The organism is Lutibacter sp. (assembly GCF_041555395.1).
GTDB lineage: Bacteria > Bacteroidota > Bacteroidia > Flavobacteriales > Flavobacteriaceae > Lutibacter.
Genome location: NZ_JBFFKM010000048.1, coordinates 1 through 19739 on the forward strand (window position 1 = coordinate 1; position 19739 = coordinate 19739).

A 19739-nucleotide genomic window follows, 5' to 3' on the forward strand; every position below is an offset into this window, starting at 1 on the left:
GTTGTGATGTTGAAAAGCGAAAAATTTTCCGCTTCTGCCATAACCCGACTGCACTTCATCTAAAATGAATACGACATTATTTTCATTACATTCTTTCTGAACTTCCTGAAAAAACGCCGTAGTTCCCTCATCCAAACCGCCAACGCCTTGAATTCCTTCAATAATCACAGCAGCCACATCACCTTTACCAATTTCATGAATTACCAAATCAATATCATTTAAAGGTAAAAAAACCACTTCTTGCTGAAGATTTATAGGCGCGTTTATCGATGGATTGTCAGTTACGGAAACCGCTGCAGATGTTCTTCCATGAAAAGCATTTTTAAAGGAAATGATTCTGCTTTTTCCGGTTTCAAACGAAGCTAATTTTAATGCATTTTCATTCGCTTCGGCACCAGAATTGCACAAAAACAAGTTGTAATTTTCACAACCGGATAACTCCCCCAATTTATGAGCCAATTCCAGTTGCAAAGGATTGACGATTGAATTTGAATAAAATCCGATTTTAGTCAATTGTTCCGATAAAGATTTTACATATTCGGGATGCGAATGTCCAATAGAAATAACCCCATGACCGCCATATAAATCTAGATATTTTATATTATTTTCACCCCATACATAAACGTCTTCCGCCTTTACGGGCGTTACGCTGTAGAGCGGATAAACATCAAATAATTCCATTCTTTATATTTTAAATCTGATTTATTTTTTCATAAGAAGCCACCAATCCTTTTATCAGTGAAGAGCTTAAACCCTGATGCTCCATTTCATTTAATCCTTCAATGGTGCAGCCGCTTGGCGTGGTCACTTTGTCGATTTCCTGTTCCGGGTGACTTCCTGTTTGTATCAATAAATTTGCCGCGCCCAAACATGTGTGCATTGCCAATTCCTGCGCTTCTTTTGCATCAAAGCCCAATTGGATGGCGCCTTGCGAAGTTGCCCTAATCAACCGCATCCAAAAAGCAATACCACTGGCACAAATTACTGTTGCTGACTGCATCAATTTTTCTTCAATGCAAAGTGTTTTCCCCGATGAATTAAAAATGGTTTTGGCAAGCTCTATATTTTCTGTGCCATTTTTATTTGCACTTATACATGTCATGGATTTTCCTACCGAAATTGCTGTATTTGGCATGCTTCTTATAATGGCCAAGTCGGCACCTAAAACACTTTCTATCTCGGCTATTTTTCTTCCAGTCACCGTAGAAATAATGGTGTGTTTTTTCGGATTTACAACGCCTTTTATTTCTTCCAATACTGTATTTAACTGATTGGGCTGAACCGCAATAATGACCACATCTGAGTATCGCACTGCTTTTTTGTTTTCAGTTGAAATTTTAACATTCGGCAGCTTTTCCCATGAACTTAGAGATGAAATATCTCTTTTCGTTAAATACAAATTTTTAACTTTAAAATCCTTTTGAGTTAAAATCCCTATGGCAATTGAATACCCTAAATTTCCTACGCCAATAATTGCTATTTTCATGTTATTTATCTTTTAAAATGTGGATGCTTTTAAATTCAACCCTTCCGATTCTTTAAACCCAAGCATTAAATTCATATTTTGAATGGCCTGGCCCGATGCTCCTTTCAGTAGGTTATCCAATACTGAAGTAATAAGAAGCGTATTTTTATGTTTTTCCAAATGAATAAAACAGTTGTTGGTATTCACCACTTGCTTTAAATGAATGGGCGCTTTTGAAATATGCGTAAAAGGCGCCTCTTTATAAAAACCCTCATACAATTCAAAAGCTTTTTCAAGAGTTCCTTCAAACTTTAAATACACCGAAGCAAAAATTCCCCTGCTGAAATTCCCCCTATTTGGTATAAAAAACAATTCCTCTGAAAAACCTGATTGCAATAAAGCCAAACTTTCATTTATTTCTCCTAAATGCTGGTGTGTAAACGCCTTGTAAATGGAAAAATTATTGTCTCTCCAGCTAAAATGTGTTGTTTCACCTGGTGAAACTCCCGCTCCTGTTGAACCGGTTGTCGCGTTGACATGCACCGAATCGGTTAACAAATTGTGTTTCGCCAACGGCAATAACGCCAATTGAATGGCGGTAGCAAAACAGCCCGGGTTTGCAATATAACTAGCCGCTTTAATCTTGTCTTTTTGAAATTCGGGCAAGCCGTACACAAATTTATTTCCATCAAAAACGGCATCATTCTTCAGCCTGAAATCGTTGCTTAAATCTATTATTTTTGTTTGTTTTGAAAACTCATGCTGTGCTAAAAACTGTTTTGAATTTCCATGTCCCAAGCATAAAAAAAGCACTTCAACTGCAGGATTTATCTTATCGGAGAATTTCAAATCAATTTGACCCAACAAATCCTGATGCACATCGTAAATATAATTGCCGGCATTTGATGTGCTGTACACAAAATCCAATTCAACTTTTGAATGGTTTACCAGCAACCGAATTAATTCGCCTGCTGTATAACCTGCACCACCAATAATTCCGACTTTTATCATAATTCTGAATTTACACTGTGATAAATTTTTGTGGCATTTCCCACAATTTTAATAAACCCTTTGGCATCATCAGCAGTCCAAGCCTTGTTGGTTTCTCCATATTCTCCAAATTTCGATTTCATTAAATCATGTTTGGACTCAATGCCATTTATATTGAAATGATATGGTTTTAAAGTTAGAAAAACTTCTCCGGAAACTGTTTGTTGTGAATCCGTCAAAAAAGCTTCAATATTTCTCATTACCGGATCAAAATACTGGCCTTCATGCAACAACATTCCGTACCAGTTTCCCAATTGTTCTTTCCAGTATTGCTGCCATTTGGACAATACATGTTTTTCCAAAGTATGATGCGCTTTTATGGTTATTAAAGCAGCTGCGGCTTCAAAACCAACCCTTCCCTTAATTCCTATAATGGTATCGCCCACGTGAAGGTCTCTACCAATAGCGTATTTTGAAGCGATTTCCTCTAATTTTAAAATATTATTAACGGGCGAATCAAATTCATTGTTAAAGCCAACCAATTCCCCTTTTTCAAAATGAAGCGTTACATCAACAGATACTGTTTTTTCAAGCTGACTCGGATAAGCACTTTCAGGCAATGCTTTATGGGAAGTTAAGGTTTCCACCCCTCCAACACTTGTTCCCCAAATTCCTTTATTGATGGAATATTTCGCCTTTTCCCAGGAATAATCAACACCCTGATTTTTCAGGAATTCAATTTCTTCCTGTCTCGATAATTTTAAATCTCTTATAGGCGTAATAATCTCAATTTCCGGCGCTAAAATTTGAAAAATCATATCAAATCGCACTTGGTCATTTCCTGCTCCAGTACTTCCATGCGCTACATATTTTGCCCCAATCTGTTTTGCATATTTCACCACTTCTATGGCCTGAAAAACCCTTTCGGCACTTACAGAAAGCGGATAGGTATTATTTTTAAGGACATTTCCAAACACCATGTATTTGATGGCTTTTTTATAAAATTCCTCCAGAATATTTTTACTGGTATGTGAAAAAACACCCAGTTCATAAGCTCTTTTTTCTACGGATTCTAATTCATCTGCTGAAAATCCGCCTGTATTTACAAGTACGCTGTGTACTTCTAAATGCAATTCATTTTTTAAATACTTTACGCAAAACGAAGTGTCTAAACCTCCGCTATATGCCAATACTACTTTTTCCATCTTATTCTTTATGTTTTTTTAAGAAACAATGCTTGTTTAATTTTTTTCAATCTGGTTAATACCTTTGAATCGTACTCATGCTGTTTGATGTTTTTCTCATGGTTTGGATCATATAACATTCCTGTACACAAGCACATTTTTCGTTCAGTTCTTGTTAAAATATCAAAGTTTTTGCAGGTTCTGCATCCATTCCAAAAATCTTCGTCAGTAGTTAATTCAGAAAATGTAACAGGCTGGTATCCCAATTCATAATTAATTTTCATCACGGCAAGTCCGGTGGTAATTCCAAAAATTTTAGCTTTCGGATACAGTTCTTTTGAATGCTCTAAAATTCTTTTCTTAATTTCTTTTGCCAAGCCCTGATTTCTAAAATCAGGATGCACAATAAGTCCTGAATTAACCACAAATTCATTGTTACTCCATATCTCAATGTAGCAAAAACCCGCAAATTCATCATTATGGGTGGCAATTACGGCGTGGCCAGTACTTATTTTTTTAATAATGTACTCCGGAGTTCTTTCGGCAATACCGGTACCTCTGACCTTTGCGGATTCTTTTATGGTTTCACAAATTATTTCAGCATATTGAATATGCGATTCATTAGCGATGACAATTTTCATTGGCTTATTATTAAATTCAGGATTAAAATATTCTATTTTTCTAAAGGGGAAAACGAACGCATCATTTTCAAAAGATCTTATGCCCTCAAGGGGCGGCGACGTAAAATAACGCGAACAAACATTCTTTCTGAAAATGAAAAAATCAGATTTAAAATTTTTGTTATGTTAAAAGATTGTTGCAAAATGAGTTTTGAAAAAAAATGAAAATTAATAAACTGCTTTTAATAGGTAGAATTAGCGCGTACGGCGGCGTAAGCCGGAAAGGCGGCTGGGTATTCTTGCAGTTATATTTGAATTATATATTTTCATTAGTGCAATATTAACTAAAAAATGAAAGCAAATAGAAATTTGTTATATAATTAACAAAAGTTTAAATTAAACCCTTCAAATTTAACAAATTGAACTTCTTTAAATTTGGTCTCAATTAAAAACAATGTGAAACTATTTAAAAATTACTCCTATTTAACCGCAAAGGCCGCTAGGTATTTTCGCGAGGAACGCTAAGCATTTTATTAACAACTAAACATTTTGCGAACATTGCAACCACTTTGCGAGCTTTGCGGTTAAACTGAGTTTTTAGCTGTCATCGGCCATATTCCCTAAATAATTTTGGTCATAGCGGTCATAGATTCGCGTAAATCATAACCAACCAATTCAATAGGATGAAACCTGAGGGCTTCATTAATTTCAATCAGTTCTTTGTTATCTACGCCATTATCTTTTCCTTCTCCATATTTTTTGCCAATCACGTCGGTATCAATTTTCTTCATAAAATCGGCCAGTAACGGTTTGCAGGCGTGATCAAATAAATAGCATCCATATTCGGCAGTATCCGAAATAATTCTGTTCATTTCAAACAATTTTTTGCGGGCAATGGTATTTGCAATTAACGGTGTTTCGTGAAGTGATTCGTAATAGGCAGAATCTTCTTTAATACCAGATTCTGTCATGGTTTCAAAAGCCAATTCCACACCCGATTTTACAAAAGCCACCATTAAAACGGCATTGTCAAAAAACTCCTGTTCCGTAATTTTCATGCTTCCTGCGGCTGTTTTTTCAAAGGCAGTTTCTCCCGTTGCCGCTCTCCAGCTCAATAAATTTTTATCGTCATTGGCCCAATCTTCCATCATGGTTTTAGAAAATTCGCCGCTCATAATGTCATCCATATGCTTTTGGAACAGCGGACGCATAATTTCTTTTAATTCTTCGGAAAGTTTATAAGCTTTAACTTTTGCCGGATTCGACAAGCGGTCCATCATATTGGTGATACCTCCATATTTCAAGGCTTCGGTAATCACTTCCCATCCGTATTGAATCAATTTTGAAGCATAACCAGCGTCAATTCCCTTTTCAACCATTTTATTGAAAGATAAAATAGAACCTGTTTGCAACAAACCGCATAAAATGGTTTGTTCCCCCATTAAATCTGATTTTACCTCAGCAACAAAAGAAGAATGAAGAACTCCAGCTTTATGTCCGCCAGTAGCCGCACAATACGCTTTTGCATACTCAAATCCATCACCATTTGGGTCATTTTCCGGGTGGACCGCAATCAAGGTTGGCACACCAAATCCACGTTTGTATTCTTCCCTGACTTCAGAACCCGGCGATTTTGGCGCCACCATAATTACCGTAATGTCTTTACGAATTTGCATGCCTTCTTCCACAATATTAAATCCGTGAGAGTATGAAAGTATGGCTCCTTTTTTCATTAAAGGCATCACTGCCGAAACCACGTTTGTGTGCTGCTTGTCAGGCGTTAAGTTAATCACCAAATCAGCAGTCGGAATCATTTCTTTATAAGTTCCAACCTTAAATTTATTGTCCACCGTGTTTTTATAGGACTGGCGTTTTTCTTTTATTGCTTCTTCTCGCAAAGTATAAGAAACATCCAATCCGGAATCTCTCATATTCAATCCTTGGTTAAGCCCTTGCGCTCCACAACCTACAATTACTATTTTTTTACCTTCCAATTTTTTTACGCCGTCTTCAAATTCTGAGGAATCCATAAATTCACAAATTCCCAATTGTTGTAATTGTAAACGTAACGGTAATGAGTTAAAATAATTTGCCATTTTTATGTGTTTAGTTTTAAGTTCTAAGTTTTAAGTTTTAAAAAATCAGCTTTTGCCTATTGGCTATTCACTATTGCCTTTTAATTCATTTCTTTCAATACTTCTGATATGTCCATTCTTGGCCTTGAAATCGCTATGCGTCCAGAACGGACAAACTGCAACAATTTATAAGGCTTTAACTTCTGATACATATTGTCAATATCTTCTTTTAATCCGGAAGCCTCAATCACAAAATAACGCTCCGAGATTGCAATAATATGCGCTCTTCTGAATTTTAATTTATTCTGAATATTTTCATCGTATAAATATTCTGTCGATATTTTAAACAATGCCGTTTCATGATAAATAATTTCATCTTCAGTATGAAAAAAAGCACCAATCACTTCAATTTGCTTTTCCAATTGAAGCACTACTTTTCTGATCAACGTTTCGGTCACAATCACCGCAAAAGTAAATCGGTGAACGTTTTCAATCTCGGACGGGCTCACGGTCATGCTTTCAATATTGATATGACGTTTTAAAAATATTGCAGACAACCTGTTCAATATTCCTATATTATTTTCGGTATAAACCGATACTGTATAAACTTTTTTTTCTTCCATAACTAACTCAATCTTATATCTGAAACACTTGCTCCTGTAGGTATCATAGGGAACACATTGCTTTCTGGTTCAATAACAACTTCCAAAAAATAAGATTCTTTTGAGTCTGTCATTTTTTTGATGGCATCGGCCAAATCTTCACGTTTAGAAACCCTGTTCGCTGTTATTCCGTATCCTTCGGCTATTTTCACAAAATCGGGATTTGTCATCACCGTTGAAGCATAACGTCTGTCGAAAAACAATTCTTGCCACTGCCTCACCATTCCTAAAAAACTGTTATTTAATACCACGATTTTAACCGCAGCTTTTGTTTGAAGTATGGTTCCCAATTCCTGAATGGTCATTTGATAACCTCCGTCACCAATAATGGCGATTACTTCTCTATCTGGCGCGCCCATTTTTGCGCCGATGGCTGCCGGCAAGGCAAATCCCATAGTTCCCAATCCACCGGAAGTGATATTGCTTCTTGTTTTTGTAAATTTAGCATAACGCCACGCAATCATTTGGTGCTGGCCAACATCGGATACAATGACCGCCTCGCCTTTGGTTTCTTTGTTGATTCCGGCCAAAACTTCACTCATAGTCAAGCCTTCTTTTGTCGGATTTAATTGTTCATTAATCACCACTTCTTTCTCAATCTCATACAATTTATGAAACTCCTTCATCCATTCTTTATGATTCCCTTTCTCTACAAACTGCATAATTTCGACCAAAGATTCTTTTACGGTTCCCAAAACAGCCACATCGGTTTTCACATTTTTATCCACTTCTGAAGGGTCAATTTCAAAATGAATAATTTTTGCCTGCTTCGCGTAGGTATTTAAATTTCCTGTAACACGATCATCAAAACGCATTCCTATTGCAATTAATACATCACATTGGTTTGTCAATACATTTGGCGCGTAATTTCCGTGCATTCCAACCATACCCACATGTAAAGGATGATCTGTTTCCAGTGCCGACAGTCCCAAGCCTGTGCACGCCGAAGGAATACCCGTTTTTTCTATAAAGTTTTTAAATTCCTGCTCTGCTGAACCTATAATAACACCTTGTCCCCAAACAATGAATGGTTTTTTAGCCCCATTAATTAATTCCGCAGCTTCTTTAACTTTTTCAATATTTAATTTTGGAATTGCCTTATAGCTTCTCACTTTTACGCATTTATTATACGAAAAATCAAGCTCGCCAAATTGGGCGTCTTTAGTTATGTCAATCAATACCGGACCTGGGCGGCCAGATTTAGCGATAAAAAATGCTTTCGCAAAAACCTCAGGAATTTCACTGGCCTTGGTTATTTGATAATTCCATTTTGTTACAGGTGTAGAAATACCAATAATGTCCGTTTCCTGAAAGGCATCAGAACCCAACAAATGAGAACCTACCTGACCTGTGATGCAAATCAAAGGCGTGGAATCAATTTGGGCATCAGCAATTCCTGTCACCAAATTGGTTGCTCCCGGACCAGAAGTTGCAAAAACAACCCCAACTTTTCCCGTCACGCGCGCAAATCCCTGAGCTGAATGTATGGCACCTTGTTCATGGCGTGACAATACGTGGTGAAATTGATCTCGGTATTTGAATAATTCATCATAGACCGGCATAATTGCTCCTCCTGGGTAGCCATAAGCAAGCTTTGAGCCTTCTTCCAACAAACATCTGATTACCGCTTCAGCACCTGTCATCTTTACCATTTTTGCAGCTATTATTTCCTGAACTTCCTTTTTTAATGTTTCCATACCTTTAAAATTTATCCGTTACACAACCTTCAGAAGCCGTTGAAACGATTTTAGCATATTTATACAATATTCCTTTTTTATGTTTTGGCTCCGGCGCCTTCCATTGTGCTTTTCTTAAAGTCAGCTCGTGCTCGGTTAATCTTACATTGATTGTTTTATTTTTAGCGTCAATCACAATCACATCACCATTTTTCACCAATGCAATTGTACCGCCGGATTGTGCTTCGGGTGTGATGTGTCCCACCACAAAACCGTGCGTACCTCCTGAAAAACGTCCGTCAGTTACCAACGCAACAGATTTTCCCAAACCGGCACCCATAATCATTGAGGTTGGCTTCAACATTTCCGGCATTCCCGGTCCGCCTCTGGGTCCAACATAACGAATTACCACAACATCGCCTTTCGACACTTTTCCTGCGCCAATTCCATCATTTGCATCTTGTTCTCCATCAAAAACAACTGCTTTCCCTTCAAATAAATCCCCTTCATTTCCGCTAATTTTAGCAACAGATCCCTCCATGGCCAGGTTTCCATATAAAATTTGAATGTTTCCTGATGATTTCAAGGCTTTTTCGGTGGTATGAATCACATGTTGGTCCTCTTCAAAACTTAACGGTTTTACATGTGTCAGGTTTTCAGCAATTGTTTTGCCTGTCACCGTCATACAATCCCCGTGCAACAAACCTTTATCCAATAAATATTTCATCACGGCCGGCGTTCCTCCAACCCCATGAACATCTTCCATCAAATATTCACCGCTTGGTTTTAAATCGGCTATGACCGGCGTTCTGTCGCTTACGCGTTGAAAATCTTCCAAAGTAAAATCGATGTCTGCAGCGTGTGCAATTGCCAAATAATGCAATACCGCATTGGTTGATCCGCCCAAGGCGTTTACCAAAGCCACCGCATTTTCCAACGATTTTTTGGTAATGATATCCAAAGGTTTTAGATCAAGCTCCAATAAATTTTTAATCGCGGAAGCTATTCTTTCCGTTTCGGTTTCTTTTTGTGGATTTTCAGCAGGAATTGATGAATTGTAAGGCAATGCGAAACCCAAGGCTTCTATCGAAGACGACATGGTATTGGCCGTGTACATGCCGCCACAGGCACCTGCTCCCGGAATGGCATTTTTTATAATTTCCCTAAATTCTTCTTCTGAAATTACTCCGGCAATTTTTTGCCCTAAGGCCTCAAATGCGGAAACGATATTCAATTTTTTTCCTTTGTATCTTCCTGAAGCAATGGTTCCGCCATACACCATTAATGATGGTCGGTTTAACCGCAACATGGCCATAATAGCACCCGGCATATTTTTATCGCAGCCAACAACGGTCACCAAAGCATCATAACTTTGAGCATTCATCACCACTTCAATTGAATCGGCAATAATATCGCGCGAAGGCAGGGAATAATTCATCCCCGATGTTCCCATAGAAATACCGTCGCTTACGCCAATCGTGTTAAACACGAGTCCGACCTGATCTTTTTTATTGACTTCCTCTTTTATTTTATAGGCCAAATTATTCAAATGCATATTGCACGGATTTCCATCGAAACCTGTGCTAGCAATGCCCACTTGAGGCTTTTTCATATCTTCATCAGACAAACCAACGCCATACAACATGGCTTGGGCAGCAGGCTGCGTTTCATCCTGGGTAACTCTTTTACTGTACTTATTTAATTGCATTTATTGGTATTCTTTTAATCTGTTAAATTTTATTGAAAAAACCTTGGTTTAATCACGGATTTTTAATGAACGTCAAATTTAAACCAGGCAATTGTTTTGCGCCTTTGGCATTTATTTGTTTTACAGTATTCACCTCCTGTTAATTTCACTTATATTATTGTTTATCATATAGTTAATGTTACTTTTTTTACAATGATTATACCATAAAAAAACCTTCCTAATGGCTATTAGGAAGGTTTTTAAATTTTTTTTGATAAAACTAAAACACCATCCTAATCCCCTTGTGAAATTATCACAGAGACACGAATAGAAATGATATTTAGTATGATGTGATTCATCTTTACAAATTAATTGTTTTTTAAAAGTAAGATGGAACGCCTACAATAATCCTTCTTTTTAAATAATATTTTGTCGTTTGCGTTTCATTTAAAGCAAATATGGTTATTATTAATTAAAATCATTATAAAATTTATCGATTTTTTTATTTTACAAGCTTTGCTACCTTTTGTCGAATGATTTCTTCTATAGAAGCATGCTGAATTTTACTTTCCAGCCATGACAAAATATCTAAATATAAAAATGCTCTTTTTTCATAAGGGTGATCTTCATATTTAACCAATTCCTCGTGCAAATTAACAAATGCTTTGTGAAGTTCCTGCGGATAAATATTTTTTAGGTTTTTTAAGAATTGAATCATTTTGCGCTGCACCTGATGCAAATCGTTCATCTTTATCAAAAACTGATAAGTTGACACAATTAGTTTTTCTATATTGTCATCCAAGCCGGCATCATAATGGGCCACTAAATTTAAAACACGGGAAAAGCACAACAGGTCTTCACGCATTTTTAAATCCTTGTTGTCAATAATTTTTTCAAGGTAAAAAATACATTCCTCGTTTTTGCCCGCGCCAAAATACATACAGGCAATTTTATAATAAAAAACCATGATATGGTGCGCATCAATATTGCTTTCATATTTTGGAATTTCCTTCAATAAATTTGCTACAAAACCTAAACCTTCCGTAAATTTTCCAACTAAAAAATAATAATTTAATTTATTTTGGTTGAAGTATAAAAACGCCAAGGTCTTGGTGTTATCGTTCATCGTAATATTTTCGTCTTTTATATCGGATGTTAATTGTTCAAGAACACTGATATATTTGATTTTATGTTTGATTAAGTAAAGGGATTCCAACAAATAATTGACACCTTTTAAATAAAACACAGGGTTTTGGATTTTCATGTGCGGGTTTTCTTCAAACAAATCGACCCATTTTTGGGAATACCTATAACTCAACACAAAATCCTGCAAAATAAAGCTGCGCCATAAATAAGCCTGATATAAAAATAATTTCTCCCTGAAACCCAATTCAGAAAATTTATATTTCGGCAACTTCTTTTCAAAATAAGCCGTCACTCTTTTTAACCCCTCATCGTCTTTTACATAGCCTTCTTTCAGGAACAAACTGTACAATTGAAGCGAAAGGTTTGATAATTTGCTGACGCGTACATTTTTTAAACTCAATTCCTTTGCCTGAATGGCAAGCTCATCGGCCCTATTGCTCATGCTTCGGGTAATATATTGTGATTCTATCACTTTTTCAAACTCCACAATTTCATAGGCCAAATTATTTTCACCATTGTTTAGTGAAAGTTCCTTTGCCTTATCTAAAATTTTTAAACTTTGTTTGTACAGCCCCTTATTGTATAATATCGCAGCAAAATCAGATTGCTCCCTAATATGTGCCCTCACATTCTGGTGTACGGGATTAAAACGCAAACTCACTAAAATTTGTTTGTACAAATGCGCCTTTGTATTCGATATTTGTTGCTTTTTAATGTTTGTTTTGCTTAAAATCAATTCATCATCATACTCCGTAACTTTATCCAATAAATTAAATAAAGCCATAAAATTGGCCTCCGCATTTCCTCCCAATCGTCCCGCATACAGTTTAAATTGTCGCTTTTCCGATTTAGAAAGGGACTTCACCAACATAAAAAGTGCATCTTTTTGCTCAATAGCCATTGTAACCAAATTATTTTTATAGTATTGAATAACAGATATTTAACTATTCCTTTTAGGACTTGGATATAGTAAACCATCCTATTTACAAAAGTATATAAAAAATCCATACCCCTATTTTTGACCATCTATAATGTGCTAAAAAAATTAAAAATGAGTATAAACAATGTTCAAATTTTTGACACGACCTTAAGAGATGGGGAGCAAGTGCCTGGCTGTAAGTTAAATACTGAACAAAAATTAATTATTGCGAACCGACTTGACATCTTAGGCGTTGACGTGATTGAGGCCGGATTTCCGGTTTCCAGTCCGGGTGATTATAATTCGGTCTTGGAAATTTCCAAAATAGTTAAAAATGCCACTGTCTGCGGACTTACCCGTGCAAACCAGAAAGATATTGAAGTTGCGGCTGCAGCGCTGAAATATGCAAAACGCCCAAGAATTCATACAGGAATAGGAACTTCCGATTCCCATATTATTTATAAATTCAATTCAACACCCGATAAAATAATTGAGCGTGCCGTTCAAGCGGTGGCTTATGCCAAAACATTTGTCGAAGATGTTGAATTTTATGCCGAAGATGCAGGAAGGACCAGTAATGAATTTTTAGCTAAAGTATGCGAACAGGTGATAAAAGCCGGCGCAACCGTTATAAATATTCCCGATACAACCGGCTATTGTTTGCCCGATGAATATGGCGCCAAAATTAAATTTTTGAAAGAAAATGTTAAAGGCATCCATAACGTCACTATTTCATGTCATTGCCATAACGATTTGGGTTTGGCAACGGCAAACGCCATTGCGGGTGTTCAAAATGGCGCGCGTCAAATTGAATGCACCATTAATGGTATTGGAGAACGTGCCGGAAATACTGCCTTAGAAGAAGTCGTCATGATTTTAAAACAGCATCCGTATTTAAATTTAGACACCAATATCAATACAAAATTACTTTATAGTACAAGTCAATTGGTACAGCAAAGTATGGGCATGATTGTTCAGCCTAATAAGGCGATTATTGGTGATAATGCTTTTGCGCACAGTTCGGGAATCCATCAGGACGGCGTGATCAAAAACCGGGAAACTTATGAAATTATCAATCCGGCCGATGTTGGCGTAAACGAATCATCCATCATATTGACTGCCAGAAGCGGAAGAGCGGCCTTAGCTTACCGTGCAAAAAATGTGGGTTACGATCTTACGAAAATTGAATTGGACGATATTTATCCGCAGTTCCTGCAATTTGCCGATCATCACAAAGAAGTGAATGACAACGACATACATCATTTAATGGAATTGAACCATGTCTATAAATCAAGTATCGCAATTTAACTTTTAAGCAAAAAAACGGAACAACAATTGTTCGTAACAAAATAATTATTATTTTAACAGAATGATTAGTGAGGTCTTGGAATGAAATTTCGCAGTGGCCTTTAAAATGAAATATTAACCAGACGGAATGAATATAGAAAAAAGATAAGAGACCTTTGTAATAGGCATCAATTGTTTATTGCATTTTCTTTTCCTTATATATTGCCGTCGATTTAATACAGCCCATGAAATTAAAAATAGCCGTGCTTCCGGGTGATGGAATTGGACCTGAGGTAACCCAACAAGCCGTAAAAGTTTTAAATGCAATTGCAGAAAAACACGAACATACTTTCAATTTTGAAAAAGCAATTGTGGGCGCCAAAGCGATTGATGAAACCGGAAATCCGCTGCCAGCTGAAACCCTGAAAATTTGCGCAAATTCTGATGCCATCTTATTCGGAACCGTTGGCGACCCAAAATATGACAGCAACCCAAATGCTAAAATTCGTCCTGAACAAGGTTTGATTAAACTCAGAAAAAGTTTGGGATTGTTCGCCAATATTCATCCGGTAATCACCTACAATTCCTTAATTCACAGATCAAATTTAAAGAAGGATGTCATTAAAGGAGCCGACTTTGTAATTTATCGAGAACTTACCGGCGGGATTTATTTTGGAGAAAAAAAGTTAAGTGAAGACGGAAATACTGCTTCAGACAATTGCACTTATACTTCCAAAGAAATTGACAGAATAGCCCATTTGGCCTTTAAATCGGCACACATCCGAAGAAAAAAATTAACCTTGGTGGACAAAGCCAATGTATTGGAAACATCACGTCTTTGGCGGAAAAGAGTGCTGGATATTTCAAAAAGTTACCCCGATGTAAAAGTAGAATTTTTATTTGTTGACCATGCCGCAACACAGCTTATTTTAAACCCAAGACAATTCGACGTTATTTTAACCGAAAATATGTTTGGTGATATTTTAACTGACGAAGCCAGCGTCATCTCAGGTTCGGTTGGTTTGTTGGCTTCAGCCTCTATTGGAGAACATCATGCATTGTTTGAGCCTGTTCACAGCTATTACCCGCAGGTGAAAGGAAAAAATATTGCCAATCCTATGGCGGCAATTTTAGCTGCTGCTATGTTATTAGACCATTTTAAATTGTATGATGAAGCTGAAGTTATTAGAGCAGCTGTTGAAAAATCTATTGAATTAAACATTTCAACACCCGATTTAAACGCAACAAACCATTTCTCCACCACCAGTGTAGGCAATTTTATTAGCGATTTTATTTTGGATGATGAAAATACGTTTTACAACAAACACAATATAGATTTGGGGCAATCGACCATCATTTAAGCCCCCTAACCCCCAAAGGGGGGAATTGATAAGGGGATTAGGTTAAAGTAGAAAAAATCTTACGTTACCCTTTTAATTTCGGTTGTGGGCTCAGGGATATTTTAATTGACTAATTTTGCGCTATGGAAAAACATGAAAACCTTATTGATGCAATTCACTATCGTCGCTCGGTCAGGATTTATGATGATGCTATGGAGCTTGATGATGAAAAAGTAAAAAAATGTATTCAGCAAGCCACCTTGGCACCCAATAGCAGCAATATGCAATTGTGGGAGTTTCACCATGTTACTTCAAAAGATTTGGTAAAAAAACTGGCAGCTGCCTGTTTGGGGCAACCTGCGGCAACTACCGCAAAACAAATGATTGTGGTGGTGGTTCGTAAAGATTTATGGAAACAGCGCGCAAAAAGTAACCTAAGCAATCTTCAGCAAATATTTGGGAACAAACCTAAGGAGAAACAGAGCTCCCGAGAAAAATTCGCCCTCAATTATTACGGTAAATTGATGCCTTTTGTGTATGGTGATTTCTTTGGATTGTTTGGTTATCTGAAATTTTTAATTTCTTGGGTTGCCGGAATTTTTAGACCTACCTATCGCCAATTACGCAATTCGGATTTACGCATTGTGGCCCATAAAAGCGCGGCATTGGCAGCGCAAACCTTTATGCTGAGTATGGCTGCTGAAGGTTACGACACTTGTCCGATGGAAGGAACAGACACCCTTCGGATTAAAAAAATATTAGGATTACCTTTAAGCAGTGAAATTAATATGGTCATTTCCTGCGGAATAAGAAAACCTGAAGGTGTTTATGGAGACCGTTTCAGAATTCCTTTTGAAAAAGTTTACAAAAAATGGTAATTATTTTTAAAACAATCCGTCAAATCAACCTATGACAACAGAAGAAATTATTCAGCAAATTATATCGAACAAAAACAGGCCCCATTTAAATTTCAGCCTAAAACTGAAAACCGAAAAATTTACGGACAACCTGTTTTATACCTTGTTTGATGCGGAAGCCTGCGTTTCAAAAAACATTGAACAGCTAAAAATCGATTTTATAGAAGTTTACCGATTGGCATGTTTAATTAAGGATGGTTCGTGTGAAAAGATTTGGGAATCTTTTTTAGGTAAATTACCAACACTTTTAGAAAACCTAAATTTAGATGCGCAGGAACTCTTTAACAATGATCCGGCCTCAAATTCCCTTGAAGAAATTTATTTGGCATACCCGGGCTTTTATGCCATTGCCATATACAGATTGAGCCATGAACTGTTTTTGTTAAAAACGCCATTAATCCCAAGATTGATGAGCGAATATGCCCATAGTAAAACGGGAACCGATATTCATCCGGGCGCAACCATTGGCCACAGTTTTTTTATTGACCATGCCACTGGAACCGTTATTGGTGAAACCTGTATCATTAAAAACCATGTTAAAATATACCAAGGCGTTACCTTGGGGGCTTTGCAGGTTGAAAAAAAGATGAAAGACACAAAACGCCATCCAACTGTAGAAGATAACGTCACTATTTACGCCAATGCCACCATATTGGGAGGCAACACGGTAATAGGCGAAAACTGCACCATTGGCGGTAACGTTTGGATTACCGAATCCGTGCCGAAAAACTCTATTGTTTACGAAACCCATGAAACGAAGCATAAAACAAAAAGAAATTTATGAAAGATCAAAGTCTGTTAGATTTTATAGGAAATACACCACTCATAAAAGCAAACAACATTTTAGTTAAAGAAGGGGTTTCTTTGTATCTTAAACTGGAAGGAAACAATCCTGGAGGAAGTGTAAAAGACCGACCAGCTTTTAATATGATCCGTTCGGCTTTTGAACGAAATGACATAAAAAAAGGTGATTATTTAATTGAAGCCACCAGTGGAAACACCGGAATTGCTCTGGCCATGATTGCCCAACAATTTGAAATTGACATAGAATTGGTGATGCCGGAAAACTCCACCAAAGAACGTGTGCAGACCATGGAAGCCTACGGAGCAAAAGTCACCCTAACTCCTGCGGCTGATGGTATTGAAGGATCCAGAATCTATGCCGAAAAACAAGTAGTCGAAAAAGGCTATTATATGTTAGACCAGTTTGCGAATGCAGATAATTGGAAAGCGCATTATAAAACTACCGGACCCGAAATTTGGCGGGACACTCAAGGGGAAATCACCCATTTTGTTTCAGCCATGGGAACAACGGGCACCATTATGGGTACTTCCACCTTTTTAAAAGAAAAAAATGCAGCCATTCAAATTGTTGGCGCCCAACCTGACGACAATTCTAAAATTCCGGGCATCAGGAAATGGGCTCCGGCATTTCTCCCTAAAATCTTCAATCCTAAAAAAGTAGACACCATTATTGAAGTTACGGAAGAAGAAGCCCGAATTATGACCAAAAGACTGGCAAAAGAAGAAGGCGTGTTTGCAGGAATGAGCAGCGGCGGCTCAGTTACTGCAGCGCTAAAATTAGCCGAAACCTTAAAAACCGGTGTTATTGTGGCCATTATTTGCGACCGCGGAGATCGTTATTTATCCTCTGATTTATTTGAATAACCCCCTTAAGTTATTCCTTGTTAAGATTGTTTGTAAGTGGCTTTTATTGTATTTTTGCGCCTTAGAAAACTATAATTTCTACCCATGAAAAAAATTCAAATGGTTGACTTGCAAAGTCAATACGCAAATATCCAAGATCAGATCGATTCAAAAATAGCAGAAGTTTTAAAATCTGCAGCTTATATCAACGGACCCGAAGTACATTCCTTTCAAACAGCACTGGAAAATTACATGGGTGTAAAACATGTCATTCCTTGTGCCAACGGCACTGATGCGCTTCAAATCGCCATGATGGGATTGGGATTAAAACCGGGTGATGAGGTCATTACTGCCGATTTCACTTTTGCCGCAACTGTTGAAGTTATCGCCTTACTTCAACTAACACCTGTTTTGGTTGATGTGGATCCTGTGGATTTCAACATTTCCATAGATGCCATCAAAAAAGCGATTACGCCAAAAACGAAAGCCATAGTGCCTGTCCATTTGTTTGGAAAAGTGGCCAATATGGAAGCCATTATGGAAATTGCCAAGGAACACAATTTGTTTGTGATTGAAGACAACGCACAAGCAATTGGCGCCACTTATACGTTTAAAGACGGCAGCAAAAAGAAAGCGGGAACGATAGGCCATGTGTCTTCAACCTCCTTTTTTCCTTCAAAAAATTTAGGCTGTTATGGCGACGGCGGGGCTATTTTCACCAATGACGATGAATTGGCGCATAAAATCAGAGGCATTGTAAATCACGGTATGTATGTGCGTTATCACCATGATGTTGTTGGTGTTAACTCTCGTTTAGACAGCATACAAGCCGCTATTTTAAATGTGAAACTTCCTCATTTGGATGCCTACAATAAAGCGCGACAAGCTGCTGCAAGGAAATACAATCTGGCTTTTGCCAATGAAAAAAATATTATCATTCCTGTAATTTGCGAAAATTGTGATTGCCACGTTTTTCATCAATATACCTTAAAAGTTTTAAATACAGACAGGGATGCTTTGGCAAACTATTTAAACGAAAACGGCATTCCTTGCGGTGTTTATTATCCGATTCCGCTTCATTCCCAAAAAGCGTATGCCGATAAAAGATATAATGAAGCCGATTTCCCTGTTACCAATCAATTGGTGCAAGAAGTCATTTCATTGCCTATGCATACCGAATTGGAAGATGAACAATTGGAATTTATTACTTCTAAAGTCATTGAATTTGTAAACAGGTAAAAAATTATGAAAATACTGGTTACCGGTGGATTGGGTTTTATAGGTTCACATACGGTTGTTGAACTACAACGTGAAGGATTTGATGTGGTCATTATCGATAATTTATCAAATTCCACCATGGACGTGCTGGATAAAATTACGTCGATTACCAATAAAAAACCAGCATATCACAACATCGATTTACGGGATAAAACAGCGGTAAAAACCTTTTTCGCCAACAATGCCGTTGATGGCGTCATTCATTTTGCGGCTTCAAAAGCGGTGGGCGAAAGTGTACAAATGCCCTTGGAATATTATGAAAATAATATCAGTTCCCTGGTCTATGTATTGCAGGAAATGAAGGCCAACAAGGTCAATAACTTTATTTTTAGCTCTTCATGTACCGTGTACGGACAGGCAGACGAACTTCCTATAACCGAAAATGCCCCCATAAAACCAGCGGAATCTCCTTATGGAAACACCAAACAAATTGGCGAAGAAATCATAAAAGACACCACTAAAATCTCCGATTTGAAAGCCATTGCCCTGCGTTATTTCAATCCGATTGGCGCTCATGAATCGGCTAAAATTGGAGAATTGCCTATTGGCGTTCCACAAAATTTAATTCCTTATGTTACGCAAACTGCTGCAGGAATCCGAAAAGAATTGTCCGTTTACGGCAATGATTATCCAACCCCGGATGGCACCGCTGTAAGAGATTATATTCATGTGGTGGATTTGGCAAAAGCACATATTATTGCTTTAAAAAGGCTCTTAAACAACCAAAACAAAGCGCAATTTGAAGTATTTAACTTAGGGACCGGAAAAGGGAATTCTGTTTTGGAAGTTATTCAAACTTTTGAAAAAGTAACCGGTAAAAAAGTGAACTACAAATTTGTAGACAGA

The 19739-nt window shown here is 37.3% G+C and carries 17 protein-coding genes; 7 read left to right on the plus strand and 10 right to left on the minus strand.

Annotated elements, in window-relative coordinates:
- The 10 genes from ABY285_RS09910 to ABY285_RS09955 all read right to left on the minus strand — a co-directional run.
- The coding region (locus ABY285_RS09910) for an aspartate aminotransferase family protein (RefSeq protein WP_372769582.1) at window positions 1–681 on the minus strand (681 nt) is incomplete at its 3' end.
- Window positions 682–691: 10 nt separating this feature from the next.
- A complete protein-coding gene (proC, locus tag ABY285_RS09915; RefSeq protein ID WP_372769584.1) occupies window positions 692–1486 on the minus strand; it encodes a pyrroline-5-carboxylate reductase in 795 nt (264 codons plus the stop codon).
- Window positions 1487–1498: 12 nt separating this feature from the next.
- Entirely contained in the window at window positions 1499–2476 is a 978-nt protein-coding gene (gene argC, locus ABY285_RS09920; RefSeq protein WP_372769586.1) for an N-acetyl-gamma-glutamyl-phosphate reductase, read from the minus strand.
- Entirely contained in the window at window positions 2473–3660 is a 1188-nt protein-coding gene (locus tag ABY285_RS09925; RefSeq protein WP_372769588.1) for an argininosuccinate synthase, read from the minus strand. The genes argC and ABY285_RS09925 overlap by 4 nt, the downstream gene beginning before the upstream one ends.
- A gap of 8 nt (window positions 3661–3668) precedes the next feature.
- Window positions 3669–4280: a GNAT family N-acetyltransferase gene (locus tag ABY285_RS09930; RefSeq protein ID WP_372769590.1), complete on the minus strand. Its 612-nt coding sequence runs from the start codon at window positions 4278–4280 to the stop codon at window positions 3669–3671.
- Between the two features lie 599 nt (window positions 4281–4879).
- Window positions 4880–6355 (minus strand): ketol-acid reductoisomerase, encoded by a 1476-nt coding sequence (gene ilvC, locus ABY285_RS09935; RefSeq protein ID WP_372769592.1) that lies wholly within the window; start codon window positions 6353–6355, stop codon window positions 4880–4882.
- Window positions 6356–6435: 80 nt separating this feature from the next.
- Entirely contained in the window at window positions 6436–6957 is a 522-nt protein-coding gene (gene ilvN, locus ABY285_RS09940) for an acetolactate synthase small subunit (RefSeq protein ID WP_372769594.1), read from the minus strand.
- 2 nt (window positions 6958–6959) lie between these two features.
- Window positions 6960–8693 (minus strand): biosynthetic-type acetolactate synthase large subunit, encoded by a 1734-nt coding sequence (ilvB, locus tag ABY285_RS09945; protein WP_372769596.1) that lies wholly within the window; start codon window positions 8691–8693, stop codon window positions 6960–6962.
- Between the two features lie 4 nt (window positions 8694–8697).
- Window positions 8698–10380 carry a dihydroxy-acid dehydratase gene (ilvD, locus tag ABY285_RS09950; protein WP_372769598.1) on the minus strand — a complete coding sequence of 561 codons (1683 nt, stop codon included), beginning with the start codon at window positions 10378–10380 and terminating at the stop codon, window positions 8698–8700.
- Window positions 10381–10861: 481 nt separating this feature from the next.
- Complete coding sequence (locus ABY285_RS09955) at window positions 10862–12406, minus strand: hypothetical protein (protein ID WP_372769600.1); 1545 nt, start codon at window positions 12404–12406, stop codon at window positions 10862–10864.
- 150 nt (window positions 12407–12556) lie between these two features.
- Here ABY285_RS09955 and ABY285_RS09960 point away from each other — a divergent pair, with 150 nt between their 5' ends.
- The 7 genes from ABY285_RS09960 to galE form a co-directional block, all read left to right on the plus strand.
- Window positions 12557–13732 (plus strand): 2-isopropylmalate synthase, encoded by a 1176-nt coding sequence (locus ABY285_RS09960; RefSeq protein WP_372769602.1) that lies wholly within the window; start codon window positions 12557–12559, stop codon window positions 13730–13732.
- A gap of 224 nt (window positions 13733–13956) precedes the next feature.
- Window positions 13957–15072 carry a 3-isopropylmalate dehydrogenase gene (leuB, locus tag ABY285_RS09965; protein ID WP_372769604.1) on the plus strand — a complete coding sequence of 372 codons (1116 nt, stop codon included), beginning with the start codon at window positions 13957–13959 and terminating at the stop codon, window positions 15070–15072.
- A gap of 122 nt (window positions 15073–15194) precedes the next feature.
- Complete coding sequence (locus ABY285_RS09970; protein ID WP_372769606.1) at window positions 15195–15929, plus strand: nitroreductase family protein; 735 nt, start codon at window positions 15195–15197, stop codon at window positions 15927–15929.
- A gap of 31 nt (window positions 15930–15960) precedes the next feature.
- The gene (epsC, locus tag ABY285_RS09975) at window positions 15961–16752 is read left to right on the plus strand and encodes a serine O-acetyltransferase EpsC (protein WP_372769608.1); all 792 of its coding nucleotides are present in this window, start codon (window positions 15961–15963) and stop codon (window positions 16750–16752) included.
- Entirely contained in the window at window positions 16749–17636 is an 888-nt protein-coding gene (gene cysM / locus ABY285_RS09980; protein WP_372769610.1) for a cysteine synthase CysM, read from the plus strand. Before epsC ends, cysM begins: the two co-directional genes overlap by 4 nt.
- Window positions 17637–17720: 84 nt before the next feature.
- Window positions 17721–18854 (plus strand): DegT/DnrJ/EryC1/StrS family aminotransferase, encoded by a 1134-nt coding sequence (locus ABY285_RS09985; RefSeq protein ID WP_372769612.1) that lies wholly within the window; start codon window positions 17721–17723, stop codon window positions 18852–18854.
- A gap of 6 nt (window positions 18855–18860) precedes the next feature.
- Window positions 18861–19739, plus strand: an 879-nt coding sequence (gene galE, locus ABY285_RS09990; protein ID WP_372769614.1) for a UDP-glucose 4-epimerase GalE, incomplete at its 3' end; no start/stop codon positions are given.